Annotated in this window: 23 protein-coding genes and 2 pseudogenes; 14 read left to right on the forward strand and 11 right to left on the reverse strand. The window is 43.5% G+C overall.

The features are described 5' to 3' along the window. Nucleotides 1–40 precede the first annotated feature (40 nt). The 4 genes from P7F88_RS21085 (at nt 41) to P7F88_RS21100 (ending at nt 4,343) form a co-directional block, all read left to right on the forward strand. A complete protein-coding gene (locus P7F88_RS21085) occupies nt 41–1,201 on the forward strand; it encodes a Card1-like endonuclease domain-containing protein (RefSeq protein ID WP_277827979.1) in 1,161 nt (386 codons plus the stop codon). 392 nt (nt 1,202–1,593) lie between these two features. Further along, complete coding sequence (locus tag P7F88_RS21090; RefSeq protein WP_277827981.1) at nt 1,594–2,697, forward strand: carbohydrate porin; 1,104 nt, start codon at nt 1,594–1,596, stop codon at nt 2,695–2,697. Nucleotides 2,698–2,944: 247 nt separating this feature from the next. Beyond that, nucleotides 2,945–3,796, forward strand: coding sequence for a winged helix-turn-helix domain-containing protein (locus tag P7F88_RS21095; protein ID WP_277827983.1), 852 nt, complete (start codon nt 2,945–2,947; stop codon nt 3,794–3,796). Next, nucleotides 3,783–4,343 carry a regulatory protein ToxS gene (locus tag P7F88_RS21100; protein WP_277827985.1) on the forward strand — a complete coding sequence of 187 codons (561 nt, stop codon included), beginning with the start codon at nt 3,783–3,785 and terminating at the stop codon, nt 4,341–4,343. Before P7F88_RS21095 ends, P7F88_RS21100 begins: the two co-directional genes overlap by 14 nt. A gap of 62 nt (nt 4,344–4,405) precedes the next feature. Here P7F88_RS21100 and udp read toward each other — a convergent pair whose 3' ends face one another. The 6 genes and pseudogenes from udp to P7F88_RS21130 form a co-directional block, all read right to left on the reverse strand. Further along, nucleotides 4,406–5,164 carry a uridine phosphorylase gene (gene udp / locus P7F88_RS21105; protein WP_277827987.1) on the reverse strand — a complete coding sequence of 253 codons (759 nt, stop codon included), beginning with the start codon at nt 5,162–5,164 and terminating at the stop codon, nt 4,406–4,408. A 285-nt stretch (nt 5,165–5,449) separates the two neighbouring features. Beyond that, a pseudogene (locus P7F88_RS21110) lies at nt 5,450–5,922 on the reverse strand (response regulator). Nucleotide 5,923: 1 nt separating this feature from the next. Then, nucleotides 5,924–7,246 (reverse strand): annotated as a pseudogene (locus tag P7F88_RS21115) (ATP-binding protein). Nucleotides 7,247–7,265: 19 nt separating this feature from the next. Further along, the gene (locus P7F88_RS21120) at nt 7,266–8,684 is read right to left on the reverse strand and encodes an SLC13 family permease (protein ID WP_277829246.1); all 1,419 of its coding nucleotides are present in this window, start codon (nt 8,682–8,684) and stop codon (nt 7,266–7,268) included. Nucleotides 8,685–8,881: 197 nt separating this feature from the next. After that, complete coding sequence (locus P7F88_RS21125; RefSeq protein WP_277827989.1) at nt 8,882–10,348, reverse strand: MATE family efflux transporter; 1,467 nt, start codon at nt 10,346–10,348, stop codon at nt 8,882–8,884. Nucleotides 10,349–10,409: 61 nt separating this feature from the next. After that, entirely contained in the window at nt 10,410–10,826 is a 417-nt protein-coding gene (locus tag P7F88_RS21130) for a CBS domain-containing protein (protein ID WP_277827991.1), read from the reverse strand. Between the two features lie 298 nt (nt 10,827–11,124). Here P7F88_RS21130 and P7F88_RS21135 point away from each other — a divergent pair, with 298 nt between their 5' ends. The 3 genes from P7F88_RS21135 to P7F88_RS21145 all read left to right on the forward strand — a co-directional run bounded on the left by P7F88_RS21135 (nt 11,125) and on the right by P7F88_RS21145 (nt 14,483). Continuing rightward, a complete protein-coding gene (locus tag P7F88_RS21135) occupies nt 11,125–12,357 on the forward strand; it encodes a patatin-like phospholipase family protein (protein WP_277827992.1) in 1,233 nt (410 codons plus the stop codon). A 102-nt stretch (nt 12,358–12,459) separates the two neighbouring features. Continuing rightward, nucleotides 12,460–13,557, forward strand: a complete 1,098-nt coding sequence (locus tag P7F88_RS21140) for a PfkB family carbohydrate kinase (protein WP_277827994.1) — start codon at nt 12,460–12,462, stop codon at nt 13,555–13,557. An 11-nt stretch (nt 13,558–13,568) separates the two neighbouring features. Beyond that, nucleotides 13,569–14,483 carry a pseudouridine-5'-phosphate glycosidase gene (locus tag P7F88_RS21145; RefSeq protein WP_277827996.1) on the forward strand — a complete coding sequence of 305 codons (915 nt, stop codon included), beginning with the start codon at nt 13,569–13,571 and terminating at the stop codon, nt 14,481–14,483. An 84-nt stretch (nt 14,484–14,567) separates the two neighbouring features. Here the strand turns inward: P7F88_RS21145 and P7F88_RS21150 are convergent, their stop codons facing one another. Continuing rightward, complete coding sequence (locus P7F88_RS21150; protein ID WP_277827998.1) at nt 14,568–15,458, reverse strand: AraC family transcriptional regulator; 891 nt, start codon at nt 15,456–15,458, stop codon at nt 14,568–14,570. Nucleotides 15,459–15,621: 163 nt separating this feature from the next. On the opposite strand from P7F88_RS21150, the gene P7F88_RS21155 reads away from it, so the two are divergent. Beyond that, nucleotides 15,622–16,770 carry an iron-containing alcohol dehydrogenase gene (locus tag P7F88_RS21155; RefSeq protein WP_277828000.1) on the forward strand — a complete coding sequence of 383 codons (1,149 nt, stop codon included), beginning with the start codon at nt 15,622–15,624 and terminating at the stop codon, nt 16,768–16,770. A 44-nt stretch (nt 16,771–16,814) separates the two neighbouring features. Here the strand turns inward: P7F88_RS21155 and yddG are convergent, their stop codons facing one another. After that, nucleotides 16,815–17,693 carry an aromatic amino acid DMT transporter YddG gene (yddG, locus tag P7F88_RS21160; RefSeq protein ID WP_277828002.1) on the reverse strand — a complete coding sequence of 293 codons (879 nt, stop codon included), beginning with the start codon at nt 17,691–17,693 and terminating at the stop codon, nt 16,815–16,817. A gap of 414 nt (nt 17,694–18,107) precedes the next feature. Between yddG and P7F88_RS21165 the strand changes: the two genes are divergently transcribed. From P7F88_RS21165 to P7F88_RS21190, 6 genes are all read left to right on the forward strand, one after another. After that, complete coding sequence (locus P7F88_RS21165; RefSeq protein ID WP_277828004.1) at nt 18,108–18,434, forward strand: BCCT family transporter; 327 nt, start codon at nt 18,108–18,110, stop codon at nt 18,432–18,434. Beyond that, entirely contained in the window at nt 18,331–18,600 is a 270-nt protein-coding gene (locus P7F88_RS21170) for a BCCT family transporter (protein ID WP_277828006.1), read from the forward strand. Before P7F88_RS21165 ends, P7F88_RS21170 begins: the two co-directional genes overlap by 104 nt. Continuing rightward, complete coding sequence (locus P7F88_RS21175; protein ID WP_277828008.1) at nt 18,581–19,132, forward strand: BCCT family transporter; 552 nt, start codon at nt 18,581–18,583, stop codon at nt 19,130–19,132. The genes P7F88_RS21170 and P7F88_RS21175 overlap by 20 nt, the downstream gene beginning before the upstream one ends. Beyond that, nucleotides 19,096–19,608 (forward strand): BCCT family transporter, encoded by a 513-nt coding sequence (locus P7F88_RS21180; protein ID WP_277829247.1) that lies wholly within the window; start codon nt 19,096–19,098, stop codon nt 19,606–19,608. Before P7F88_RS21175 ends, P7F88_RS21180 begins: the two co-directional genes overlap by 37 nt. A 166-nt stretch (nt 19,609–19,774) precedes the next feature. Then, nucleotides 19,775–20,740, forward strand: a complete 966-nt coding sequence (locus P7F88_RS21185) for a sensor domain-containing diguanylate cyclase (RefSeq protein ID WP_277828010.1) — start codon at nt 19,775–19,777, stop codon at nt 20,738–20,740. Nucleotides 20,741–21,104: 364 nt separating this feature from the next. Next, on the forward strand, nt 21,105–21,836 hold the full coding sequence (locus P7F88_RS21190) for a substrate-binding periplasmic protein (RefSeq protein WP_277828012.1): 732 nt from the start codon (nt 21,105–21,107) through the stop codon (nt 21,834–21,836). Between the two features lie 135 nt (nt 21,837–21,971). On the opposite strand, the gene P7F88_RS21195 is transcribed toward P7F88_RS21190, so the two are convergent. From P7F88_RS21195 to P7F88_RS21205, 3 genes are read right to left on the reverse strand one after another with little or no spacing between them, the layout of a single operon-like run. Then, nucleotides 21,972–22,817, reverse strand: a complete 846-nt coding sequence (locus P7F88_RS21195) for a dimethyl sulfoxide reductase anchor subunit family protein (protein ID WP_277828014.1) — start codon at nt 22,815–22,817, stop codon at nt 21,972–21,974. A 1-nt stretch (nt 22,818) separates the two neighbouring features. Next, nucleotides 22,819–23,439: a DMSO/selenate family reductase complex B subunit gene (locus P7F88_RS21200; RefSeq protein ID WP_277828016.1), complete on the reverse strand. Its 621-nt coding sequence runs from the start codon at nt 23,437–23,439 to the stop codon at nt 22,819–22,821. Between the two features lie 11 nt (nt 23,440–23,450). Continuing rightward, nucleotides 23,451–25,892: a DmsA/YnfE/YnfF family dimethyl sulfoxide reductase gene (locus tag P7F88_RS21205; RefSeq protein ID WP_277828017.1), complete on the reverse strand. Its 2,442-nt coding sequence runs from the start codon at nt 25,890–25,892 to the stop codon at nt 23,451–23,453. Nucleotides 25,893–26,070: the final 178 nt, after the last annotated feature.

Here is a 26,070-nt window from a genome sequence, read left to right on the forward strand (position 1 = left end):
ACTTTTGCTGGCCATTACTTAAAAAATAAGAGGACATGATATGGCCGTTCATGTAGGCATCATTGATCAAGATCCGATAAGGCTTGTTACACCCCTTTTAGATCATCGTGCTATTTGCAAGCACATTGTCTTTATTGGCGACGAATCTCAGTATGATATGTTTAAACGACTCGAGTCCGTTTTAAGTCAAAGAGATATTAAGGCTGAGTTTTTCCAAATCCCCTCTATCGTTGATACTACATTGATTAGAGAAGCCATTCAGAAATTGGAAACTGACTTACTTTCCCGAGGCGTAGAATTTAAACTTAATGCTAGCTGTGGGTTGAGACACCGACTTCTCACCGTTTACGAGATGTTCCGGAAAAATCGCTGGGAGATTTTTGTTGTTGAGCCAAACAGCGACAAAATGTGCTGGCTTTACCCTGAAGAGATCCCTGATACACAACTTGCAGATAAAATTACCATCTCAGACTACCTGACTATCTTTGGCGCAAGAGCCGAATTTAACGAACAGGAAGTATCAGAACACCTTGACCAGAAGCTATATGAACTTGGTCAAAAGTGGGCAGGAAACGCCCTCGAGTTAGGCCCAGGCCTTGCTACTCTTAACTATCTTGCAACTACCTGCCGCAAAGAACAAAAACTGGACGTTGAACTTACCGAAAAACAGCAAGGCTATCGCGAGCTGAATATGTTGCTCGAAGATCTGGTTGCTACAGAGCTGGCTGACTACAGCAACGGTACACTGATCTTCAAGAGTGAAGATGCACGACGCTTTTCTAACGGTGAATGGTTGGAAACGTTGGTACACAGCACAGTGAAACAAATCCAGGATGAACTACCGACTATTCAGGACAGATCGCTGAATGTTCAGGTGTATCGTCAGCTTGGCGAGCGTGAAGTAAGAAACGAACTTGATGTCGCTTCGGTTGTAAACAATAAGCTGCACATCATCGAGTGTAAAACAAAAGGTATGCGCGACGATGGTGACGACACGCTATACAAACTTGAATCTCTGAGAGACCTTCTTGGTGGCCTTCAGGCTCGCGCAATGTTGGTTAGTTTCCGTCCACTGCGTCACAACGATATCACTCGTGCAGAAGATTTGGGATTGGCACTGATTGGCCCGGATGAGCTTAAAGAGCTTAAGTCACACCTTAGAGAGTGGTTTGACGGAGCAGGTGGTCACGAAGAGCTTTGACCGCATATTCACCTAAAGAAATGTAGGGGCCGAAAAGGCTCCTTTTTTTGGCTCTAAAATCGGCATTATTGCTTTCTTGAAGATTAGTTCGATACTTTTCAGGATAAACAAACATTATTTCCTAAAAAACTACTCCACTCCTTTCCAGCCAAGCCTATCCCGATAGCTTCATAACACTCTTTGATACTCACATTAATCCAAATTTACTATTTTTTATATCTAAGCAGCTGATTGTTATAGATATAAACACCAATCGCATCAACGTGATTAATACTCCACGAATCATCTAACTCGATTGTTCATTTAACAGTTAACTCAGAAAATCCCTATGAAAATTCATTGGTTCAAACCAAACAAAATAAAAACTAAACTATTCTTTTATAGGGTTAATTATGAGAAAAGCATTTAAATATTCCATCGGTGCGGTATTGGTTTCTGCGGCATTATACGCAAATGCTGGTATCGCCGTTGTAGACACAGACCAAGGCAAGTTTTCTATTGGTGGCGATGTCGAGTTTGACTTTAACTACCGAGACAAAGATTCAAAAGTTGGCGGTGAAGGTTTTGACCAGTCAGGCCGTGTCCTAATGGAGTTTGCAGGTGAACGCTATACTGAGTCCGACCACTATTTTAAACTTAAGGCTCAGTCGGTATTTGATACAAGTGGCGCAATGGGTGTTGACGATGCCTGGTTTGCCTTTGGTAAGAAAGGTGGATGGGACATCAAAATGGGTCGTTTCGAAGGCACCGATATGTTTCCTGTTGGGCAAGATACCTTCCTTGAATACTCTGGGGACACTTCAAACGACCTTTATCAAGACGACGCTTTCTATACCTACCAGCTAAAAGAAGCTCGTGGTCGCGGTGCTGAAGGTCAGGCGATGTATAGTCAGCAGTTTGGCAACCTATATGTTGAGGTTGGCACAATGTTTGGTGATCGTACAGCTCTCTTCGACGGTGCAAAATATCACGGGCAAGACGTTACCTATAATGAAGACTCATTCCTGCTGCGTCCTGTTGTTTCTTATCAGGCAGGTAACTTTAATATCTCTGCTTCGATGGAAACCAACCTGATTAGTGATGCTATCACCACTGATTCTGGCGTGGATGTATCTGATCGAACTGGTTACGGTGTTACCGCAAACTATAGCCTTGATGACCTGTCCATCAACCTAAACTACGCACACCTTGATGCTGTTGATGAAACTAACTCTACATTAGGGGTAAACGTTCTTTATAAAGGCTTTGGTATCGGTTATATCCAGGGTGAAAACGAATATGAGATCAATGAAATATCTACAGGTACTCTAGAAGGTGATGCCTCTATCTCCTCATGGTATGCGTCTTATCATTTTGCAAATGTGCTTGATGTTGAAGATTTCTCTATGTACGTAGGTGCTTACCTGTCTAGCATCGATGATGATGACCTGACTACAGGCGAGTTCGCGGAACACGACGATAAAGGTTACCGCTTACGATTTAAGTACTTCTTCTAATATTTAAAATAAAACAGAAATGGCTAGGGACGAGATATCGCTACTTTACGTTTAATCGGCGATATCTCGTATTTCCCAAATCATTAACCCATTTCGGCAATTAATAACATCAAGATCTAACATCATCCTGACAATAAACATCTTACGTCAATTGCATGTCATTTGTGTATGCATTCAATTCCTATAATAACCACCACTGATATAATTTGTGATTGTTATTACCTACTAAACAATATGAAGCTTATCGATGGCCCTGATATTTAACCTAAATAAGACCATACTGATTGATGATCGCTACGCGTTTCAGCCGAAACGACACGAACTTATTGACTGCTTAAAAGGCAATAAAACTGTTCTGAGTGAGTCAAGTTCTAGGCTACTCTACTTCTTAGCCACTCACTCGGGGCAGAAACTAAGAAAACAAAGAATCATTAAATACGTCTGGAATGATATTGGCCGGGTTGTACAAACCTCTAGCCTTGTCCAGGCTATACATGAATTGCGTAAGGCTTTCGGCGAGAGGGGGCTAGAGCAACAGTGTATTATTACCGTTCCAAATTATGGCTACACATTTACTTCTAAAGTAGAAATAGAGGATGAACACGACGATACTTTGCCTGCTAAGGATAAAAGTGAAAATTCAATTTCTATTGACCCATTGCAACAAAAAAGTGGCTTAAGCAGATTTCTCAACAAATCCGTGGCGGTATGGTTAAAAATAAGATCGGAAAAACGATTAGCTCTGGCTTCATTTTTTCTTCTGTTAAGCATCCTTACGAGTGCTGCTCACTTAACCTCCAATCATGATATGGGAGTAATAAGTAGCGGCCATGAGTTGTATATATTAGATCATGTCGGTGATACTCAAATATTCTCTACCCGTAACGCACTACCTGAATCTTTATTATCCAGTTCTAAAAAGTGTGTAAACAGTTACCTTGCAGAGCAACCCGCTGTGCTTGAGGCTCCCAGAATGGTGTTAATCACAGAAAACATTACTGGCCAGGCATCTTTGCACCTAGTTTTTGATTCACCATACCAGCATTTAAATAAATCTATTCGGGCCAACGATAAACAGGAATTCTATGAAGATTGCTAAACTGATTAACACTCCCAATATACTTCTGTTATTAAGCAGCATAATTCTAGGCTCGGTATTTTATTGGGTATCCAACTCTTCTAAGCTGGATCATAAACTCGCCAAAACAGAATGGTACTCAAAGGTAAGTGTTACTATTGATTACCTACCAGAGAAAGGGGGCGAAACCGAAAAGTTGGATGTGTTGGTAAATAATAAATATGAGTTTTTAGACAATCACATTTTTATTCGGTCGTCAGTTATTGATGTGCCAGAAAAAGAGACATCCGTGAACTTAGTCGCGATAGGCCACTGGAAAACTGAAAACGAGTATTTGCTGTTTGATAAGATTCATTATCACGATGAGGATAAGCTCGACAAAAAAGTTGACCAAGTCGAGAAGTTTATCTTCCATACTTCGCAAGGATGGCATATTCGCGATCTCACGAACGATAGTTTATTAGTGGAAACCGTTAGCAACCGCGGAATGGTCCTTTCTAAGTGTCTTGATGAATGCATTGACCTAAGCAATGCCTTGGACTCTTCCAAATACCTTGCGCACCAGTAGATCAATGAAAAAAGGTTGGCAATTGCCAACCTTCCTCAATTTCAGCGCATTACTTGAGCAGGTTAAAGCATCTTACGAGCAGCTTCAATTACTACCTTAATAGAGCGAGCTTCTGTCTCTTTTAGAGTTGAGTGATCAGGGATCTCTTTCTGAGTACGGTTAATGATAACACCGGCTACACAGCCGGCTTTTAGGCCAGAGCTAGCACACATTGTCAGCAGCGTTGCAGATTCCATTTCAAAGTTCAGAACGCCCATGTCCTGCCACTCTTGCATAGAGCCCTGGAAGCGCTTAACCACACGACCCGAGAAAGTATCGTAGCGTTCCTGACCCGGGTAGAACGTATCACTCGATGCAGTAACACCCATATGGACCGTTGCGCCTGTTTCTTCAACGGCTGCTTTCATCGCTGTAGCAACTTCAAAGTCAGCAACTGCAGGGAACTCCATAGGAGCAAAGTGGAGGCTAGCGCCGTCCAGACGAACAGAGCCAGTAGAAACAATCATGTCACCCACATTTACATCTGGCTGAATTGCACCTGTAGTACCTACACGTAGGAAAGTACGAACACCACACTGAGCAAGTTCTTCAACCGCAATAGAAGTAGAAGGACCACCAATACCAGTAGAACAGATAACCACTGGAGTGCCATCTAGCTCAGCGAGATAAACGTTGTATTCACGATGGCGCGCTAGCTGTACTGGATTCTCCATCTCGTTAGCAATTTTAGGCACGCGATCAGGGTCACCAGGAATAATTGCAACTGTCGCACCTTTAAGGTCGGCTTCAGTAATACCCAGATGGAAAACAGCTTGAGACATAGTTGGCTCCTTTGAGTGGCGTTTCGACGCCGGTAATTATTAGGGGATACCAGAAAACTGTAGCTCATGATTTGAATTATTAAAGTGATATACATCACACATAACAATGAATGAAATTTCACTATTACACGATTAAACGGTTTGCATCACACTTTTAATAGTTGTCAGGCCACAAAACAAACAGAAAACGATAAATGTCTTCGGTAGTGAGCCTCCCCCTGGACAAGTGTAGACCCTGGAGATAACTCCAGGATCATATGATAAATCTGCGCTTAATAAACTAAACTAACGTAGTCTGGTCAAGACAACATTTTGATCTAATTCATTCTGATAATCGGTGTAATCCAGCCCCTTATCAAAAATAAACTCAGTCACCAACCTTCTAACTGTGTTAATCAGCTCTTCTGCAGACCACGGCTTCTCAAAATAGCTCTCGATACGCGCAAGGTTGATTGCCGTAATAGTGTCGTGATGCGTCGCCTGTCCTGTTAACAGGATTTTTTTGTTTCAGTAAAACGGGTGTCCTGAGAAATCTCAGTAAGTAGTTCGACACCAGTTTTGCCAGGCATCACATGGTCGGAAATCACCAGGGCGATAAACTCACCCTCAGCATCGAAGTCATCCATTAACTCAAGGGCTTCATCGGCTGACTCACAATCCTCAATATTGATCCAGCTACTAAGAGGCTCCAGATCCTGCAATACCGCACTTAGTACCTCTCTCTGATCATCTACACAGATTAGATTCAACTTCTCCATATTATTCCTCGACTGGTAATTTAATTCTGAATATGGTTTTTTCAGCGTTGCTCTTCACAGCAATCGTGCCGCCATATCCACTGATTATTCGTTTCACAATAGATAACCCCAAACCAAGCCCAAACGACAAACCGCCTTTTTTGGTGGTAAAGTTTGGCTGAAATATTTTTCGGCGTGTCGCTTCGTCTATTTCTGGTCCGTTATTGGTTATCGTAATTAATATTCGGTTGTTTGCATGGCGAGTGGAAATCTCGATGGAAGGGTCAACCGTCCTTTCCATCGCATCACACGCGTTTTTCATTATGTTCGCCCAAACCTGGACAAGTTCCGTTGAAGAGCCTTTAAACTTAGGCAATGACGCCGCAGGGCTAATATGAACAGAAACCCTACGCAGATCGCTCTGTAAAAGCGATATCGCTTTATTTATCGATTCATTAACATCAAGCCACTCATCCGTGTCTATATCGGTTCGTCCCAACTGCTTCACTGATTTAACGATTCCAACAGAGTGTTTTGCTGCAAGGCGCATATCTCGTAGATCGCGCCCTACCCCCAGAACTTAACTGCATCTCCCGGGTTTTCCAGCCAGTGTTTTGAGATAGCCCCTGTAGGAACGGCTCTCGCCATCCCCTTAGCGGTATCTCTTGATAGCTTATATTTGGACTCCAGTTCTTTGGCTCGTTTACGAACTTCTGATGAACTGGTTGCTTGACCATGCACAAGCCCCTGACTAAGAAAGTCCATTGCCTCTGGGTGCAACTCTTGCAGCAAGTGTGAAACCACATGCTCCAGTCGCTCGGTTTTGCTGTTTACCACGCCGATGGCGTTATTGAGTTCATGAGCAATACCCGCCGCCAGTTGACCAAGTGTGGTCATCTGCTCTGCCGTGTAGAGTTTCTGCAGTGCTTCTTCTTTCGCTTTCGCTTCTCTCACAGTTCGCATTTGGCGGTTTCTAAGCTCATGAATCAACACTGGCGAAAACTGCTCATTGATATCGCCATAACAATCCGGAGCAACAGCTTTGGTATCCCTATCTATCCATGTGAGTACCGATTTCTCTTTGGCAATCACCGATGATGATGAGACCCCTTCAGAAGAGAAAAGCTGTAAACACCAATAAAAGCCCCTTCCGTCGCCGTAAAGATCTTGGTTAAGTGAGCACCATCGTCAGTAACAAACCCTTCCAGGGTGCCACTTTGAACATAATAAAGGCGATCATTAGGCTCCCCTGATTAAACACTGGGGAATTCGCTTCTACTTCAATCGATCTTTCCTGATTGGAAAAGTAGTAACGAATTAAACGACTTAGCTTAAAAGCTTCCATACTTATTCGATAACCTTGTTTAGCCTATGAAGCCCACAACATTAAGCAACCAAACTAGTACAAAGCTTCCCAGCACACCAACCACACCTAGAATCACACCAACGCGTGCCATCTGGCTGCTCTCAACATTACCTGTAGCATGAGCCAGAGCATTTGGCGGCGTACTGATAGGCAAAGACATACCCAGTGAAGCAGCAAATGTTACAACAAGGATTAGTGTCATCTCGCCGCCGAGAGGTGCCAGCGATGTCATTGACGCACCAAGTGCAGCCATAATCGGCATTAACAAGTTTGCCGTTGCTGTATGAGACATAAAGTTGGCCATTAACAAACACAGGAATGCAGCACCGAACAACACAACATAAGGAGAGAAAGCGTCGAAAGGAATGCTATGCACAACCAGTTTCGCCAGTCCTGTTTTATCTAGTGCTAAACCAAGTGCGATACCACCAGATACTAACCACAAAACGTCCCATGAGATTTTCTTAAGGTCTTCTTTGTTGATAATGCCAGTGATAGAGAAGATAGCGACAGGGATAAGAGCAACCGTGTACGAGTTCATGCCGTGAGCAGAACCCATTAGCCATAGAAGGATGGTCAAACCAAACGTAATGTAAACCGTGATAGCTTTTGGTGTCTTCAGGAACTTACCTTTAATGTTTAGCTCGATCGTTTGTTGCTCTGCTTTATATAGGAAGTTAATCAGATACCACGCCAGTGCCATCATAATCACAACAAAAGGAACACCAAATGCCATCCACTCACCAAAGGTGATCAGGCTATCGCCCACAAGATACTTCAGAGCAATCGCGTTTGGTGGTGTACCAATTGGAGTACCGATACCACCAATGTTAGCGGCAACCGGAATGCATAGCGCAAACGCGACACGTCCCGGATCTCTAGGGCCAAACACAGCAATAACCGGAGTCAGGATAGAAAGCATCATCGCTGTGGTCGCAGTGTTAGACATAAACATGGAAAAGATACCGGTGATCAGCATCAGTCCTAGCATCACAAACTTTGGATCTGAGCCAAACGGCTTCAACAATACCCTTGCCAGGTTTACGTCCAAACGGTATTTGGTCGCGGCCATCGCTAAAAAGAAACCACCGAGGAAAAGCATAATAATCGGGCTGGCAAAGGTTGCCATAATATCTTTGTAGCTTAATAAAGTACCAAAAGTCGGCTCTTCTGCACCAAGGCGGAAAAAGATCAGCCCCTTATTCGAGAGCAGTAGCAGCTCCAGAACAATAATCACAACCGACGTGGCATAGATTGGTATTGGTTCAAACACCCAACATAAAGCGGCAAGAAGGAAAATCGCGATAACGCGCTGTTGAACGACTGTAATACCCTCAAAAGGAAATGCCGATAACGGCATTAGTAAAATGATTAGAGGGATTATCAGCGGAATAATATATTTGCTGTATTGACGCATGACTAAATTTACTTCCATTTTGGAGTCTAAAGTTAAAATGGATTTAGATTATCGTTGAATCCAGATCCATCGTTTCTGCGTCTATTATGTTGCTATTTTTAGATTAAAACTCCGGCTATAGATCAAGTTTCAGGCAACCGATGAAAAAAATTACGATTTATATGGTTTTTATTACCAAAATTGCCTTTATTGATAAATTACCTTGTTGTGGGCCTTTCTTCACCATCTAACTCTTTGACAGGTATATCTTTTACACATACGCAATCTGACGAACAAAATGGTGTCATATTGACGCTGGCTGTCGCCGGATCTTCTTCATCAAGCTCGATTTTGATATCTGCCATCAAATCTGAAATATGTTTACGTAATACAATAAAACCTAGTATACCAAATAAAACACTTCCTAAAGCCTGCCCATATATTACGCCAAGCGCGCCAAACCACTGCGCACCAAAGTAGACAAAAGGCAGAGTCCCCAAGGTTGCTTTACCCAGATTCAGGGACGTCGAATAAAATGGTTTACCGAGATTATTGAAACAAGCATTAGCAACAAAAAGTGCGCCATTAAATACAAAAGTCAAAGCTACGTAAGTGCAGAATGCAGAGAGAATAACCGCAGCATCCCCTGTGAGGTTAAATCCTGCGATAATATGGTCTTGCAATAAAAACAAAATCACAGAGACAGAAATACAGTAGAGGGTAACGAAGAGCAGCGCGTTGTTCAGGGTCTGTTTCACCCTATCCAGTCGCTCTGCACCATAATTCTGACCTATGATAGGCCCAACCGCTCCAGACAGAGCAAAAATCGCAGCGAATGTCACTGGCATCAATCGCCCTATTACAGCAAATCCAGCGACATAATCTTCGCCAAATTCAGCTATCGCGGTTGTGACAATTGCATTACCTATCGGCGTTGCGGTATTGGTTATTATTGCTGGAATAGCGATGGCTATAATAGCTCTAATATCACTGCGCACTGCTGCGAGACGCGGAAAACTTACGAGGTTATGCACTTTAATCAGTGGGTAGATAGAGAAGAAAAGCACAGTAAACCTTGCGAAAACCGATGCCAAAGCAGCGCCTTCAACATTCCAGCCAAAGCCGAAAATAAAGATAGGATCGAGAAGAGCGTTAACAATACCACCAGATAACGTAGCCCACATGGAACGCTTAGCATCACCGGCTGCGCGTAACCCGGCCCCTGCCGTCATCGCCAATGCAATCACCGGGCTACTAGGTAGTAGAATTCTCAGGTACGCTTCTGCCCTTTCGGCCGCAAATCCTTCGGCACCAATAGCATTAAGCAGTTCAGGGATGTGGAGGAACATAAGGAAGGTCACGATCAAACTGATAACGACCCCGACACTCATGGTACTTGCTGCTATCTGTCGGGCATAATCTTTATCTCTCGCGCCAAGGGCTCGCGACACCAGTGCGCCCATTGCAATCGATGTGCCGATAGAAACAGAGGTCGAAAAGAATATCAGGGTTCCGGCAAAACCAACAGCCGCAGCAAGTTCTACCTGACCGAGCAAACTGATAAAAAACATATCCAACAGATCGACCAGGAAAATAGCCATCAGCCCCACCGATGCCGATCCCGTCATTACCAGGATATGCCTCATAGTGGAACCTTCAACGAACTTTGCGTTGTTATCTGCCATTACCTCCCCCGTTAATCGTTAAAAAAGGCGCTCTTCGCGCCTTTTTTTACATTCCTACAGCTTAAACCGGATGCTGGAAACAGTCATCCAGGCTCTGTCCTATCGCTCTAAGAACATCTCGTCTTGTAATGATACCGACTAATTTTTTATCATCAACAACTGGATAAACCTTTGGTTTGCCTACCTTCATCAATTCAGCCAACTCTATGATGCCCATTTCCGGTGAAACCGTTAAAACATCCTGATGCATACAATCACTCACAATATGCGTATCCTGGCAGTAGTAGCTTACCTTCACTAGCTTATCGAGTAGATCTTGTTCGGATAAGAAGCCGATTACCTCACCATTTTCATTCACTACCGGCCCACCCAGGTGCTGCGAAGTCATTACTTTATCTAGCGCAGCAGTAAGAGACATTTCAGGTGTAAACCTTACAGCTCGCTGTTCCATGAAGTCTTTAACTTTAATTGAGTCCATATTATCAATCTCCAAAATACCGCGTAATCGCACAGTTACTTTAATTGTAGACACTTTCCAATATCTGGCTAACTATAATTTTGGTCTAAATTCTTGATTTAGCTAAATGGAAATAAGCAATTTCATCAATAGATACAATCAATGATTGTGAAGCACTCAATTCACAGGGTGATTTTTAAACGGTATACTGAACGCTAAATGCCGCATTAAAGATGAGTCATAAGGAAGTTTAACGTTGCGTTTTCTCACTGTCCTGTTCACTTGCTCTATCATTTTTACGTGTAATGTATTCGCGTCTATGGGAAATCAGCGATTACATTACGATACAAAAGTAACCGACCTTTACTCTATGGCTAGCACCTCCGCAAGGCGCAACCATGGCAAATATTCTGTCGTTATCGCCATGTCTGGAGGTGGGACTCGCGCAGCTGCGCTCTCTTATGGAGTACTCAAAGCTCTAAAGGAAGTGCCAGTCAAAAAGAACGAGGAAGAAATTTCACTACTAGAAGAAGTCGACTTTATTAGCGCGGTTTCTGGTGGCAGTTTTACTGCGGCGTACTACGGACTTTTTGGCGATAAAATATTCACTGATTTCGAAAAGGACTTTCTCTACGCCGAGGTAGGTAAAGACCTTTTCTGGCGAACACTAAACCCGAGGTCTTGGCTCAGCTCTGGCCCTGAAAGTAATAGAGCAATAAGTTACTACCAGAAAAAACTGTTTAAAGGCGCTACTTTTGCAGATTTTGACCAGGAAAACAGCCCGCTGGTTATCATTAATGCCACAGACTTAGGTGGAGAAGTTCGCTTTTCGTTTACGCAGGAGTACTTCAACTTACTTTGTTCTAATATCTCCAGCTACCCCGTAGCAAACGCAGTAGCGGCTTCTTCTGCAGTACCCATTGTTTTCGACCCGGTTGTTTTAAAAAATCATACTGGCTGTGGAAGACAGGATCTTCTTGATCTCAACGACGAAAAATATACAAACGACTTAACCAAGGCGACAGCTAAAGCGCTGAACAACTACTCAAACAAAGAAGAAATACAGTATGTTCACCTGGTTGATGGTGGTATCACAGATAATCTGGGATTACTCGCCATGTATGATTTTTTCAGCTTAAGTAAAAAGGACTACTTTGACGCCATTCAAACTGAAGTTAACTCTAGTGTACTAGCCATATCAGTCAATGCGTCGACCACACCAACATCTACATTACACTCTTCTCCCGAACCACCTGGCATCGTAGAGATGATAACGATGATGACCGATGTTCAAATTCACCGTCTCAACGATGTTTCTAAATCTTACTACAAACAGTCACTCTATCGTTTCGGTCAAGCGCATGGTGTTAAGGTGCACTTTGTTGACATAAATCTTTCGGATATTGCCGATCCTGAGATTCATGAATATATGAATAATATCCCCACTGATATGCAGCTGGACGCCCCGGTTGTGGATAGCCTGATCGAGGAAGGGATAAAACAGCTAAATAACAGTGATGCGTTTAAGGATTTTTTAAACTCAATGGATTGACTAGCAATAAATTTGTGACAGCTAACCAAGTTTTTGACTTGTTCACTACATAGGTCTATCATTTCAGTTTAGCATGCAAACAAATGTTTAGAGAGAAAACATATGTTTATTACTGAGCGTGAACAAGAAATTCTAAATTTTCTTAAACAAGACCCGTTGATTCCTCAGCAAGAACTTGCGGATAAGCTAGAGCTTAGCCGTAGTGCGGTTGCTGTGCATATCATGAACCTGACTCGTAAAGGCTTCATCAAAGGGAAAGGCTATATTCTTTCACCTGAGCAGTACGCGTTGGTGATAGGTGGCGCAAACATGGATTTGTGCGGTAAAGCCGATAAACCACTGATAGACGGAGACTCTAACCCGGGCAAACTAACAAGTAGTGCCGGTGGCGTTGGAAGGAATATCGCTGAAAACCAAAGCCGCCTAGGAAGCACCGTTCAGTTTATTGGCGCCATTGGTGATGACCAGTGGGGAGTCCAACTAAAACAAGCATGTGTGAATGCTGGTGTAGGCGTTGATCACTGCCTGACCGTTTCAGGCGCGACAACGAGTAGCTACCTTTCCATCCATGATAGCAATGGAGAAATGAAGCTGGCACTCAATGATATGGAGTTAATCAACTCACTCACCCCAGAGAAGCTTGAAAGAAAAGAAGGCGTGATCTCCAGAGCATCCATGCTGGTGCTAGATGCGAACCTTAGTGAAGAAGCTCTGGACTACTTGTTTAGTGTCTATGGCGATAAACCCATATTTGTTGACCCGGTATCTACCATCAAAGCTCAAAAGCTGTTGCCATACCTGGACAGAATTCACACGCTAAAACCTAATTTAGCTGAAGCCGAGTTACTTACCGGACATAAAATAGAGTCCGAAGAAGATCTTCCTGACGTTGCCAGACAAATACACGAGAAAGGTGTAAAAAACGTTCTTATCAGTCTGGGAAGTAAAGGGGCTTATTCAAGTGACGGCGTCACTCAAGAATTCATACCACCAGGCGAGACTCAGGTAAACAACGTTACCGGAGCTGGTGACGCTTTAATGGCAGGACTCGCCCACGGATTTATGCGGCAGTGGAACTGGGAGAATTCCGTTAACTTCTCTCTTGCTGCAGCAAAACTTGCGCTAGTCGCAGACAAAACTATTAACTTATCTATGTCAGAACAGGCAGTACTCAACTACATCGAGCAAAAAACTGTCTAGAGGAAACTTTCATGCTAGAAAACTATCTTGATATTCAGCCAGAAGTAGCTGAAGCACTAAAAAACAACCAGCCAGTTGTGGCATTAGAGTCTACTATCATTTCTCACGGTATGCCTTACCCTCGAAATGTAGAAACCGCCCTTCTTGTAGAGAACACTATTCGCGAACAGGGCGCTGTTCCTGCGACTATCGCGATCATCGAAGGTCGCTTAAAGGTTGGTCTGAGCGAAGAGCAAATTACTCATCTGGGTAAAGCGGGTCAGGCTGTGACTAAAGTTAGCCGTCGTGATATTCCATTTATTGTTGCTGGCAAAAAAGATGGTGCTACTACAGTAGCCGCGACAATGATCCTTGCGGCTATGGCAGGCATTAAAGTATTTGCAACTGGTGGCATTGGTGGTGTTCACCGCGGTGCTCAGGAAACATTTGATATTTCGGCAGACCTTCAGGAACTGGCAAACACAGATGTTGCTGTAGTATGTGCTGGCGCTAAATCTATTCTTGATCTGGCGTTAACTCGCGAATACCTTGAGACTCAAGGCGTACCAGTGATTGGCTACCAGACTGATACCCTGCCTGCGTTCTACACTCGTGAAAGTGAGCACTCTATTGACTACCGCCTGGACACAGCAGAAGAGATTGCTCTTGCACTTAAAGCCAAATGGGAGATGGATTTAAAAGGTGGCGCAGTCATCGCTAACCCGATCCCTGAAGAGTACGCAATGGCACCAGAGGCAATTGCACTTGCCATTGAAACGGCGCTGCGTGAACTGGATGAAAAAGGTATTGCAGGTAAAGAATCAACGCCATTCCTGCTAGCTCGCGTTTGTGAACTAACTGGTGGTGACAGCCTGGACTCAAACATTCAGTTGGTACTGAATAACGCTCGTTTAGCGTCTCAGATTGCCGTTAACTACTGCAAGTAAGAGCTAAAAAGGCGCCCAAAGCTGCCCTCGCGGCAGCTTTTTTGATCGCACTCTCTCAGCAATGAAAATTCAGGGTAAATATGATCATGATGCTCTGGCAAAACTCTCTTTAGGAGAGTAACTGAAATGACGCTTGAACTCCCGACTAAACTGCGATGGGCTGTTGTAACCGACCTTACGTGCAGCATCGGATGCGCGAAAACCCTCTAACATAATTAGATCTCTGGCTTTAGATAGCCTCACCTTTTTCAAGTATTGGAGAGGGGACTCTGTGGTCACCGACTTGAAGGCACGGTGAAACGCCGGAACACTCATATGAATTTCTTCAGCAAGGCTTTCAACAGTAATTGCTTGAGAAAACTTTGAATGAACAATATCAAGCGCTTTGGCAACTTTAGCATAGTTACCATCTGTGTTTGCTCTGTCGTAAAGGATGTGTCCCATAGGACCTCTTAAAACCCTATACACAATCTCTCTTACAATCCCCTCACCCAGGAACTCTGCTTCGGCATCATTTTTTAATACCTTTACCAACCTTAGAAAGGTCTCTTCCAGCGGATCACACAAACTCATGCATTGCAGCCCCAATTGCTCATTGGCTTTGCTTCCTTCTGAAATTGTCTCATGCTTCTTAATATGATTGATGGTTTCATGAAGCATCTTTTGTGTGACATCAATGGTAATACCGAGGATGGGTTTTCCATCTTCCATTTCTGAGTCACATTCGATAGGTAGCGGCACGCCCAGCACCACATAATCTCCTGGACCATAACTCATCTTATGATCGCCAAGATATATGTTTTTATAGCCCTGGCCCATTAAAATAATGCCTGACTGGTATATCAAAGGTATTCTTTCTGCAGCGTAAGAAGAACGATAAAACTTAACGCCAGGCACCTTTGTTTTAACTATACCCTCAAGCTCATGTAGTTGCTTTTCATCAACATAAGCATTCATGTACTTAGCTATTTGCATCTGGTCACTTTCTCCTTCATTTAAATCAAAATTAACAAATTTGATATTTTTAGGCAAGAAAACGAAAGAAATGTGGCTACCTTTACACTTTATAACCCACTATTATGCAATAGTACGTTCGAACATTAATTTAGATGCACGACTAAAACAACGGAGAAATGTGATGCAATTTATCTATGGCAACTCAACAACCATCCTATTCGGACAGGGACAGATTGCAGCTATTAAAGAACAAATTCCAACCGACAGTAAAGTTCTTGTTATTTATGGTGGCGGCTCAATCAAAAAGAATGGCGTATATGACCAGGTAGCCGAAGCACTAGCCGATCATCAGTGGCAAGAATTTTCAGGCGTTGAGCCAAACCCGACTGCAGAAACGATGGACAAAGCGGTGGCGATCATCAAAAACGAAAGCATCGACTTCGTACTGGCTGTTGGTGGCGGCTCTGTTATCGATGGTTCTAAATATGCTGTTGCCGCTGCTAAGTATGAAGGTGATGGCTGGGATATTCTGACGGGTAAGCACACCGTAACCGAAGCGGTACCATTAGCAGCAGTATTAACACTGCCGGCAACAGGTTCAGAGTCTAACGCTGGTGCGGTTATTACTAAAGCGGCAACAAAAGACAAATTGGCATTCTTGTCTCCAGCGGTACAGCCTCGTTTTGCAGTAATGGATCCGGACACGATGAAATCTCTTCCGGTGAACCAGCTTCAAAACGGTATTGTTGATGCGTGGGTTCATATCTGTGAGCAATACGTGACTACTCAGGCACCAGATATCATGGTACAGGACGGTTATGCTGAAACGCTTCTTAAGAACCTGATTAAACTTGGTAATACGTTCGAAGAGCGTGATGACAGCTGGCGTGCAAACCTGATGTGGACAGCAAACCAGGCGTTAAATGGTCTGATTGGTTCTGGCGTGAAGCACGACTGGGCAACACATATGATTGGTCACGAGCTAACAGCACTTTATGGCGTTGACCATGGTCGCTCTCTTGCCATCATTCAACCATCTCTGTATCGAAATCAGATTGATACAAAAAGAGCGAAACTTGAGCAGATGGGTCAAAATGTATTTGGTCTTGAAGCGAGTGCAGACCTTGCTGAAAAAACCATCGAAGCGATCGAAGCCTTCTACCACAGCGTTGGTGTTGCAACACAACTAACCGAACATGGCAGCGAAAAAGAGCAAGCGGTTGATGATGTTGTTGGTCGGCTAAAAGCTCACGGCATGGTTGCACTTGGAGAGCATCAGGCAATTACACTAGAAGAAAGTCGTAAGATCCTAGAGTCTGCGATTGCTTAACCCAAGGTAACGTCGACAAATATGTATGCGCCCAAAACAGGGCGCTATTTCGTTACGCGCCAGCATATCAGTGAACCTACCGTTACCATAATGACGCCCTGCCAAAAGGTGCCTGACACAGTGATACCCAAAATAATGATCGAGAAAAACGTAGATAATATTGGAGTGAAGTAAGAAAGCGTTGCCAGAAAAAGCATGTTGCCGCCAATAATCGCAACATTCCAAAGCGCATAACCACTCCCCATAAAGATGCTTGTTAGTGCTACATCAAATGCCACACTCCAGTTTAGATCAGGTAACTTAGTGTCAGTAACAAAAAACTGAATCCATAGAGATAAAGCGGTAAAAATAAAAAACAGAGTAATACCGTTTTGTCCATTTGACATCCGCCTTGTTAAATTGCAGTAGACAGCCCATATGATCGCACCAGCGAAGGCAAGTAGATAGGCTAGCGGATTGGAGCTGACGTTCGCGATAAGTCGTGACAACGAAAGACCTTCATCGCCTATGATGCTCCAGGTAACACCGAAGAACGCAAGCAGAATTGCGGGATATACCCAAAGACTGACCTTTTTGCTTCCCGCAAAGACGGCTAATAGGACCGTTAGAGAAGGCCATAGATAATTGACTATTGCGATTTCAACCGTTTGAAGCCTGTCTGATGCGAAACCAAGAGCCAAAGAAAAGCACACTTCATAGGCAGCGAAAAGGGCTCCGCATACTACGATATACGATTTTGAAAATTGCCTTAGTTTAGGAATACCCAAAGACAGCATTAAAAACAATGACGAGCAGGTGTAAACCAAAGCCGCTCCACCTATAGGTCCGAGCTGTTCAGTGACATTTCTGAACATGCCAACCAGACAGGCCCAAAGGAGGATCGCGGTAATACCGTATAGATTATATTTGTATGATGCCAACATCTTTATTTAAGACACAGTCCGGTAAGTGGATTGGTAAGATACATGGTTGAATCGAAAGTCGCTAGAATGTTTTTGCTAATCTTTCAATCTACAGCCCCAATGCATGCCCCCAACCTATTCATGCTACTAATTTGAACTCAATCCATTTGAAAACTTCATCCTAGTGCAAAAAGCACTCGTCCAATCCAGAACACGCATTATTTCAATAGATTTTTCATGCCTCTAATGAAATTTCGATATCAAAAGTGTAGAATCCGTAACAATTTCAAACCGAGCAAATACTAAGAACACTAACGTTTTAATTGTGAGTTCGATTGACTTTTAATAAGACTAGCGAGGAACTATGACTAAAGGAGTAGATAAATACAGTATAGATAGTACTGACTACACCGTAGGGCAGGACAACGTCCAAAAATGGGGTTTGATGTTCACAATCCAGTATTCGGAACAAGTGCTGGCTTAATTGTTCTGTTTCTAATTGGAACATTACTGGTTGATTCTGAATCGGCAAAATCGGTACTAGATGGCCTCAAATGGCAGATTATTGGAGCCTTCGACTGGTTGTTTATCTGGGCCGGTAATATTTTTGTTATTTTCTGCCTTGCTCTTATCGTTTCACCATTCGGCAAAATTAGAATTGGTGGCAAAGATGCGACCGCAGACCACTCTTTTCATGTCCTGGCTAGCAATGCTATTTGCTGCCGGTATGGGTGTTGGTCTTATGTTTTGGAGCGTTGCTGAGCCCGTTGCTTATTTTACCGGCTGGTACGAAACACCATTAAATGTAGAGCCTAATACACCAGAAGCCGCGAAGCTTGCACTTGGAGCAACCATGTTCCATTGGGGTCTGCACCCATGGGCGATTCTACGGCATAGTTGCGCTTTCATTGGCCTTCTTTGCCTATAACAAGGGCCTTCCTCTTTCTATCCGCTCTATTTTTTATCCTCTGCTTGGTGATCGCGCTTGGGGCTTGGCTGGTCATATTGTTGATATCTTGGCAGTATTAGCAACACTGTTTGGCCTTGCTACCTCTCTTGGTTTGGGTGCTCAGCAAGCTGCAAGCGGTATTCACCACGTATTCGGCATCGACTCAGGTCTTACTCTTCAGCTTATTGTGATAGCGGTTGTCACCTTGCTGGCAGTTATATCGGTAATTCGTGGCATTGAAGGGGGCGTAAAGATACTTAGTAACATCAATATGATCATCGCTTTCTTGCTGGTAATTTTTGTTGCGCTTGTCGGCTATGCCGTCGCTTTCGGCTCTATACCAACCACGTTAATGGCTTACATTGAAAATATCATCCCACTAAGTAACCCTATTGGCCGTGAAGATGAGGCGTGGTTCCAGGGCTGGACTGTATTCTACTGGGCCTGCGGATCTCTTGGTCACCATTTGTGGGTATGTTTATCGCGCGTGTTTCTCGCGGCCGTACGGTAAGAGAGTTTATCGTTGCCGTCCTACTGGTTCCAACTTCAATTACACTGATCTGGATGTCGGTATTTGGTGGTCTGGCGCTTGATCAGGTTATCAATCAGGTTGGTGAACTTGGTACTCATGGGCTAACTGATGTTCCACTAGCGATGTTCCAGATGTTTGATGTCATGCCATTTGGCACTGCTCTGTCTATTATTGCAGTCTTGTTGGTATTGGTGTTTTTTATCACCTCATCAGACTCTGGTTCACTGGTTATTGATAGCATTACAGCAGGTGGTAAGGTCGATGCACCTGTTCCACAACGCGTCTTTTGGGCAGTTGTTGAAGGTGCAATCGCGGCAGCATTGTTGTGGATTGGTGGAACAGAAGCGATTCAAGCCTTACAGGCTGGCGCTATCTCTACCGCATTACCGTTTACTATTGTTCTGCTTCTAATGTGTGTTAGCCTGATAATGGGTATGCGCACCGAGGAGCGTTAAGACACAAAAATCGTCTGACAGGGTGCCAAATGGCACCCTATTTTTTACCGATAATTAGTGTCTTAATGCCCAAGATCAGGTGATTGGCCAATAATTAATCATTGATTTACCAGATTATAGAGATATTATTTCATTGATTGAGAATATGATACTCAGGGGTAAACTAATGGTTAAGCATTCAAGAATGAACAAAGACCAGTTCCTACTGGATAGCCCTAATGACCTGATATCATTAGACAAATGGCAACAAACCGTCAATCTTCTTGCCGAGCTATTTAGTGCCCCTGCTGGCTTTCTGGTTCAATATACGCCAGAAGGATTTCAAACCACCATATGCAGCCAACAAGAAACCAACCCCTACCCCTCCGGTATTATTATTAAACCGGACGTCAATATATTTTGCAGAAAGATTGTTGAATCGCGGCAAGAGCTCTACGTAAATAATGCCAAAGTTGATCCAAGCTGGGACACTAACCCTGAAGTACATAATGATGGCTTTAACTCTTATCTTGGTGTCCCGGTTTTCTGGCCCAGCGGTGATCCGTTCGGGACATTTTGTGTCATGGATTATGAAGTTACCGACTACAGCGAAACCTACATTAAGCTGATCCACCAGCTTAAAGATATTTTGGAATCTGATCTGGCTCTGCTTGATCTTTATAGTGAAGTACAGGTACTCGCTGTTACCGATCCATTGACCGGCATAAGCAACCGTCGTGGCTTTGAAACATTAGCAGAACAAAGGCTTCGTTTAGCTAAGCGAATGAGTCAATCTCTTGGGCTTTTTTATATCGATGTCGACAAGTTTAAGACAATCAATGATCAATATGGACATCACGAAGGTGACAAAGTACTAATAAGTGTTGCGCAATCATTAAAAGGGCATGTCCGTGACTCCGATGTCGTAGGGAGAATGGGCGGTGATGAGTTTGTTGTTCTCATGTTACTTAATGACTCAGGTGACTTATCTACAATGGAAGCTGAACTTACGAAAGCAGTGAACGGACATCATCCTGAGAATCAACCCGAGTTTAGCGTAACTATTGGCGGAACAACGTACGATGGGGAACTGCATATAGAACAGTTGATAGATAAAGCTGATAAGGAAATGCTCAAACGCAAAAGTCGCTAATCTTATGTGATGCAGTTCTCTTTTATTCTGAAATATTCTTGATAGCAAACAGACATTAAGTGATATTCATATTTGTGAAACAGACATAATATAAAAAATACAATAACAAGAGACTTTATTATGAAGAAGACTAGAAGAATGCAGCTACAACGCTGCCGACATCAATACTGGAAAGAACAATCAAAGAAGTGATTTCCAGAAAATAGCAACGGGGCCAATTGAATTGGCCCTTTTTGTTTTTGGGGAATTCCTATCCAGGCCATATCTCCTTCCCATTTATGTGTTTCAAACTAAGTTCTATCTCCATCTTATGCTATGTTTTTAAGTAGATTAGGTATTCAGTTGAGGTGGGTGAAGAATAATAATGAAAAGTTGTCGCCTAAGTTTAATGTCTCTGTCACTGGTTGTTGCTTTCTTGGCTCCAGTAGGATACTGCGATGAAGTTCGTTTTATCACAGAACCGACTACAAGCATGGATACAGAAGGCCGCTCTTTCAGCAACGAATCCGAACTAACCCGTGAGTTAATACAGCGACTGAATCAAACCAATGACATCGAAGTCTATCCCTGGCGACGAGCCTATTCGATAATGCAGAGTGAGCCCAACGTCGCTCTCTTTCCGACTACCAGAACTGAAGCGAGAGAAAATGATGCCAAATGGGTTGGCCCCCTTCTCAAAGTCAGATGGGTTATGTATGCCCATAAAGATTCGGATATAGAGTTAAATAACCTCGAAGACGCAAAGAAAGTACCACAAATATGTGGCTATCTTGGAGATGCAAAACTGGCTTTTCTTGAAAAGAATGGGTTCGAAAATATCGAGACTCAATATCGAAGCTTTGACTGCATTAAGTTGTTAGCCAGAAAGCGCGTTGATTTGTGGATTAGTAGCGCCAACGCACTTTTATGGGATATACAAGCGGACCGTGACTATTTGTCGGATATTAAAATTGTATACACAATCGATACTAAATATCTCTATTATGCCGTTTCAAAAGAGACTTCAGATGAGACTGTGAACCTATTGCAAGGAAACCCTCAATACAATGAAAAAAGAAGGCGCTTTTTACAAATACTACAGCAAAGACTTTTCTGATGAGACAATAAAGGAGTTCAGCAAGGTTGAACAGCCTGATTTTCCCTGGATAACAGCTGACAACAAGTAACGCCTTAAACAAAGCCTGACACTTAGTGTCAGGCTTTAATTGTAATACATTATGACTGTCTGCTATTACAAGCCGGATGTCATATGCAAACTATAAAAAAGTCCGCGACCTATTAGCTCTGAAGCGAGAACTAGAACTAATGCCACAGCCAGGTTAATTGGATTAACTGATGACTTATTGATAAGAGGTAGAATCCAAATCAACAAACCAAACATCAGCAAAGCAACCTGAACAGCCAGGTATATTCCCATACCGGTCACCAACTCAGAAGCCTTAACGACAGAGGACTGAATATCACCAATCAGGTTAGCTTTGCCAACCGTAGCTAACAAACTAATGGCGATAGTGATAACTGCAATCATTGCAATATTGCGGTCTACAGTAAAACGGCTATCTTTTGCAAATACAATAACGAACTGAGACAGCAACAAGCCAGCGACTACCATTGTCATCACAAAGCTCACAGGCGTGTAGATGTTATTCCAGGTAGGTACGGTATCGATCATGTATACCTTAATCATGGAATACATAAAGATAACGCCAAGTACCATTGCTGCAACCATCAAGCCCTTTTGTGCGCCTGCACCACCCTTTTTCAGTACAGAAAGGAGCCACTGGATACCCCCGACGGCAAAGAATGCGGCACCGAAGAATACTTCATTGGACAACCAGGCAGATCCAAGCTTATTAAAAGCATTGAATGCACGCAAAGGCGAACCTAAGTGAGTTGTAGAAAAAATAAAACCAACACCCATAATTAACCACAAGATGAACATCGGAACTTTGTAGCTGTTTATTTTGTCTTCGTCGTAACCCATTACTAGCGCTCGCGCGCTAATCAAAAGGTACGCACCAACTGCGGTTTGAGCTAGTACAGTAAAGAAGATCAAAGACCACTCATGAAAAATCATCTTACACCTCCTTCGGGTTTGCTAGGAACCCGCTGGTGTCACCAGTAGGTTTCGCATTTTTGTTTAGTTTAATGACGATGTTCGGCAAGGTTAATAGAGATGATGGAAGTGGAGCCACATCCGCATTTACGCCATACTTCTCTCTCAACTCATTTATCTCACCAAACTCCAATGCTCGAAGTGGGCAAGACTCCACACATATAGGTTGTTTACCTTCAGCGACTCGCTCATAGCAACCGTCACATTTGGTCATATGGCCTTTCTGCTTATTGAACTGCGGCGCGCCATATGGACAAGCATTGCTACAGTGCTGACATCCGATACACACCTCTTCATCAACCACTACCAGGCCATCTTCTTCACGCTTATGCATTGCACCAGATGGGCACACAGCAACACACGCTGGATTGGAACAGTGATTACATGCGATAGACAGATAGTAAGAAAACACATCTTTTTGTATCCATGTATCACCATCCTGAACAAATCCACCACCGGCATATTCGTATACACGGCGATAGTTTTGTTTTACGTCTAAATCTTTATAGTCTTTACAAGCAAGCTGGCAAGTTTTACAACCTGTGCATTTACTTGAATCTATGTAAAAGCCGTATTGTTTCATTTCAACCTACCTTATGCTTTCTTCAGCGCTTTAATTTGAACAAGATTCGTATGCTGAGGGTTACCCTTAGCAAGCGGGCTTGGGCGCTGCGTAGTTAATACGTTGATAGAACCGGCATGATCGACCTTTTTGCCATCGGGCGCATACCATGCACCTTCACCAAGCGCGACAACGTGTGGGAGGATACGTGGTGTCACTTTTGCGGCAATATGAACTTCACCACGGTCATTAAAGATGCTCACCAGGTCACCGTTTTTAATACCTCGCGCTTCAGCATCAATTGGGTTTATCCAAACTTCTTGTCTTGCTGCTGCTTTGATTTCAGCGACATTTCCATACGTGGAATGACAGCGAGATTTATAATGGAAACCCGTTAGCTGCAATGGATACTTGCTGGTAAGCGGATCGGTATGACCTTCAAATGACTCTGCATAGATAGGCAGAGGATGGATTACCTCATCTTCTTTAAGTTTCCATGTCTTCGCGATATTTGCGAGTTGCTCGGAATAGATTTCGATCTTACCACTCGGCGTTTTTAGCGGGTTCGCTTCAGGATCTTTGCGGAATGCTTCATACGCGATGTAGTGACGATCATATTTACGTTTGTAGATTCCCATCTCTTTCATCTCTTCGAAAGTTGGAAGGGTTGGGTCTTTTTTACGAGTTTCTGCGTAAAGATGTTCTATCCACTGATCTTGCGTGCGACCTTCGGTGAATTCCTGTTCTACTCCCATACGTTTCGCTAGCTCAGTACACATTTCATAAATGCTCTTCGCTTCAAACTGAGGCTCAATAGCTTTCTGAGCGTAGATGAAATACGGCATATTGGATGCCTTACCATCCATACACCAGTCATCCTGTTCAGACGTTGTCAGATCTGGAAGTATGATGTCTGCGTACTTCGCCGAAGATGTCATGTGGTTATCGATAACCACAATCATTTCACAGGCTTTGTCATCCTGAAGAATATCGTGGGTGCGGTTGATATCTGCATGCTGGTTAATCAGGCAGTTACCAGCGTAGTTCCAGATCATCTTGATAGGATTTTTGAGGCGCTCTGCACCTCGGACACCATCAGTTAGATCGGTCATCTCCTGATGACGGTAAATAGCGTCTGTCCACAAGAACATGGAAATGGATGTTTTAATTGGGTTAGGCACTTGAGGGAAGCGAACAAATGGGATGTTGATATCGCTTTCACGTGCACCAGTTGAGCCCCCAGCAACTCCAACAGAACCAGTAAGTAAAGAGAGCATTGCAATAGCACGGCAAGCTAATTCACCATTCGCGGTGCGTTGTAGCCCCCAACCCTGATGGGTGGCACAAGGTTTATTAGTACCCATTTCTCTGCCAAGTTTCACAATAGTATCTACTGGAATCCCAGTTATTTTCGACGCCCACTCAGGTGTTTTAACCACACCATCTTCCCCCTTGCCCAGGATGTAAGACTTGTAGTCGCTGTTCTTAGGAGCTGAAGCTGGCAGCGTTTTTTCATCATAACCTACGCAGTACTTGTCCAGAAACTCCTGATCTACCAGGTCTTCTGTAATCATTACATAGGCAAGGCCAGCAACTAACGCCGCATCTGTAGACGGGCGAATTGGTATCCACTGATCTTCACGGCCACCAGCAGTGTCAGTGTAACGTGGATCGATGATGATAGTTTTTGCGTTAGAGCGATTCTTGCTTTCCACATAGTGGTGGATAAGGCCGCCGCCAGACATCCTTGTTTCTGCCGGGTTATTACCGAACTGAATGTTCAGCTTGGTATTTTCAAGGTCGGAAAATGAGTTATTAAATGCCCAGCCACCATAAGTGTAGTTCAGGCCTTTTGCTATCTGTGCTGTTGAATAGTCGCCATAATGGTTTAAGTAACCACCGCACAAGTTCATCAATCGAGCGATAAGTGTTGCTTTGGGTGGCCACGATTTGGTTACAGTACCACCAAGTGTTCCGGTTCCGTAGTTCAGATAAATGGAATCATTGCCGTAATCCTTGATTAGGCGCTTCATGGTATTTGCGACTTCGTCGTATGCCTCTTCCCAGCTGATTCGCTGGAACTTACCTTCGCCACGTTTACCAACGCGTTTCATTGGATACTTCAGGCGGTCAGGATTGTAAACGCGACGGCGCATAGAGCGACCACGTAAACACGCTCGTATCTGATGGTTTCCGTATTCATCGCTGCCAACATTGTCAGTTTCGACGTACTTTATTTCACCATCTTGCACATGCATACGTAGTGGACATCGCGAGCCACAGTTTACAGTACATGCACTCCAGACAACCTTTTCCTCAGTATTGCCGGAGGGAGCAGCTGAAGCTGGTTTAGATGTGAATGGCAAGGTTATCCCGCTTGCTAACGCTGCAGCACTACCTACCGCCGATGACGCTTTAATAAAGCCTCGACGCGTAAGATTCATTACTCCAGATTCTACTTTTTTATTATTCATATAATGATGCCTGTTATATTATTAACATATAATACTTAATAGGTACCCCGCCTAATTAACACTAACAAGATTAAGATCTTTTGATGGTGGTCAACTATTATTATTTACAATCATATTCGTCGTAAAAAACTTGAAGGCGACCCAAAGAAAATCTATTAAATATGAATACAATGACTCA

The organism is Vibrio hannami (assembly GCF_029589055.1).
Taxonomy (GTDB): Bacteria; Pseudomonadota; Gammaproteobacteria; order Enterobacterales; family Vibrionaceae; genus Vibrio; species Vibrio hannami.

Excerpts from the sequence above, each read along its gene's own strand:
- P7F88_RS21085 (WP_277827979.1), top strand. The coding sequence starts at position 41 with ATGGCCGTTCATGTAGGCATCATTGATCAAGATCCGATAAGGCTTGTT.
- P7F88_RS21090 (WP_277827981.1), top strand. The coding sequence starts at position 1,594 with ATGAGAAAAGCATTTAAATATTCCATCGGTGCGGTATTGGTTTCTGCG.
- P7F88_RS21095 (WP_277827983.1), top strand. The coding sequence starts at position 2,945 with ATGGCCCTGATATTTAACCTAAATAAGACCATACTGATTGATGATCGC.
- P7F88_RS21100 (WP_277827985.1), top strand. The coding sequence starts at position 3,783 with ATGAAGATTGCTAAACTGATTAACACTCCCAATATACTTCTGTTATTA.
- udp (WP_277827987.1), bottom strand. The coding sequence starts at position 5,164 with ATGTCTCAAGCTGTTTTCCATCTGGGTATTACTGAAGCCGACCTTAAA.
- P7F88_RS21120 (WP_277829246.1), bottom strand. The coding sequence starts at position 8,684 with ATGCGTCAATACAGCAAATATATTATTCCGCTGATAATCCCTCTAATC.
- P7F88_RS21125 (WP_277827989.1), bottom strand. The coding sequence starts at position 10,348 with ATGGCAGATAACAACGCAAAGTTCGTTGAAGGTTCCACTATGAGGCAT.
- P7F88_RS21130 (WP_277827991.1), bottom strand. The coding sequence starts at position 10,826 with ATGGACTCAATTAAAGTTAAAGACTTCATGGAACAGCGAGCTGTAAGG.
- P7F88_RS21135 (WP_277827992.1), top strand. The coding sequence starts at position 11,125 with ATGGGAAATCAGCGATTACATTACGATACAAAAGTAACCGACCTTTAC.
- P7F88_RS21140 (WP_277827994.1), top strand. The coding sequence starts at position 12,460 with ATGTTTATTACTGAGCGTGAACAAGAAATTCTAAATTTTCTTAAACAA.
- P7F88_RS21145 (WP_277827996.1), top strand. The coding sequence starts at position 13,569 with ATGCTAGAAAACTATCTTGATATTCAGCCAGAAGTAGCTGAAGCACTA.
- P7F88_RS21150 (WP_277827998.1), bottom strand. The coding sequence starts at position 15,458 with ATGCAAATAGCTAAGTACATGAATGCTTATGTTGATGAAAAGCAACTA.
- P7F88_RS21155 (WP_277828000.1), top strand. The coding sequence starts at position 15,622 with ATGCAATTTATCTATGGCAACTCAACAACCATCCTATTCGGACAGGGA.
- yddG (WP_277828002.1), bottom strand. The coding sequence starts at position 17,693 with ATGTTGGCATCATACAAATATAATCTATACGGTATTACCGCGATCCTC.
- P7F88_RS21165 (WP_277828004.1), top strand. The coding sequence starts at position 18,108 with ATGGGGTTTGATGTTCACAATCCAGTATTCGGAACAAGTGCTGGCTTA.
- P7F88_RS21180 (WP_277829247.1), top strand. The coding sequence starts at position 19,096 with ATGTTTATCGCGCGTGTTTCTCGCGGCCGTACGGTAAGAGAGTTTATC.
- P7F88_RS21185 (WP_277828010.1), top strand. The coding sequence starts at position 19,775 with ATGGTTAAGCATTCAAGAATGAACAAAGACCAGTTCCTACTGGATAGC.
- P7F88_RS21190 (WP_277828012.1), top strand. The coding sequence starts at position 21,105 with ATGAAAAGTTGTCGCCTAAGTTTAATGTCTCTGTCACTGGTTGTTGCT.
- P7F88_RS21195 (WP_277828014.1), bottom strand. The coding sequence starts at position 22,817 with ATGATTTTTCATGAGTGGTCTTTGATCTTCTTTACTGTACTAGCTCAA.
- P7F88_RS21200 (WP_277828016.1), bottom strand. The coding sequence starts at position 23,439 with ATGAAACAATACGGCTTTTACATAGATTCAAGTAAATGCACAGGTTGT.
- P7F88_RS21205 (WP_277828017.1), bottom strand. The coding sequence starts at position 25,892 with ATGAATAATAAAAAAGTAGAATCTGGAGTAATGAATCTTACGCGTCGA.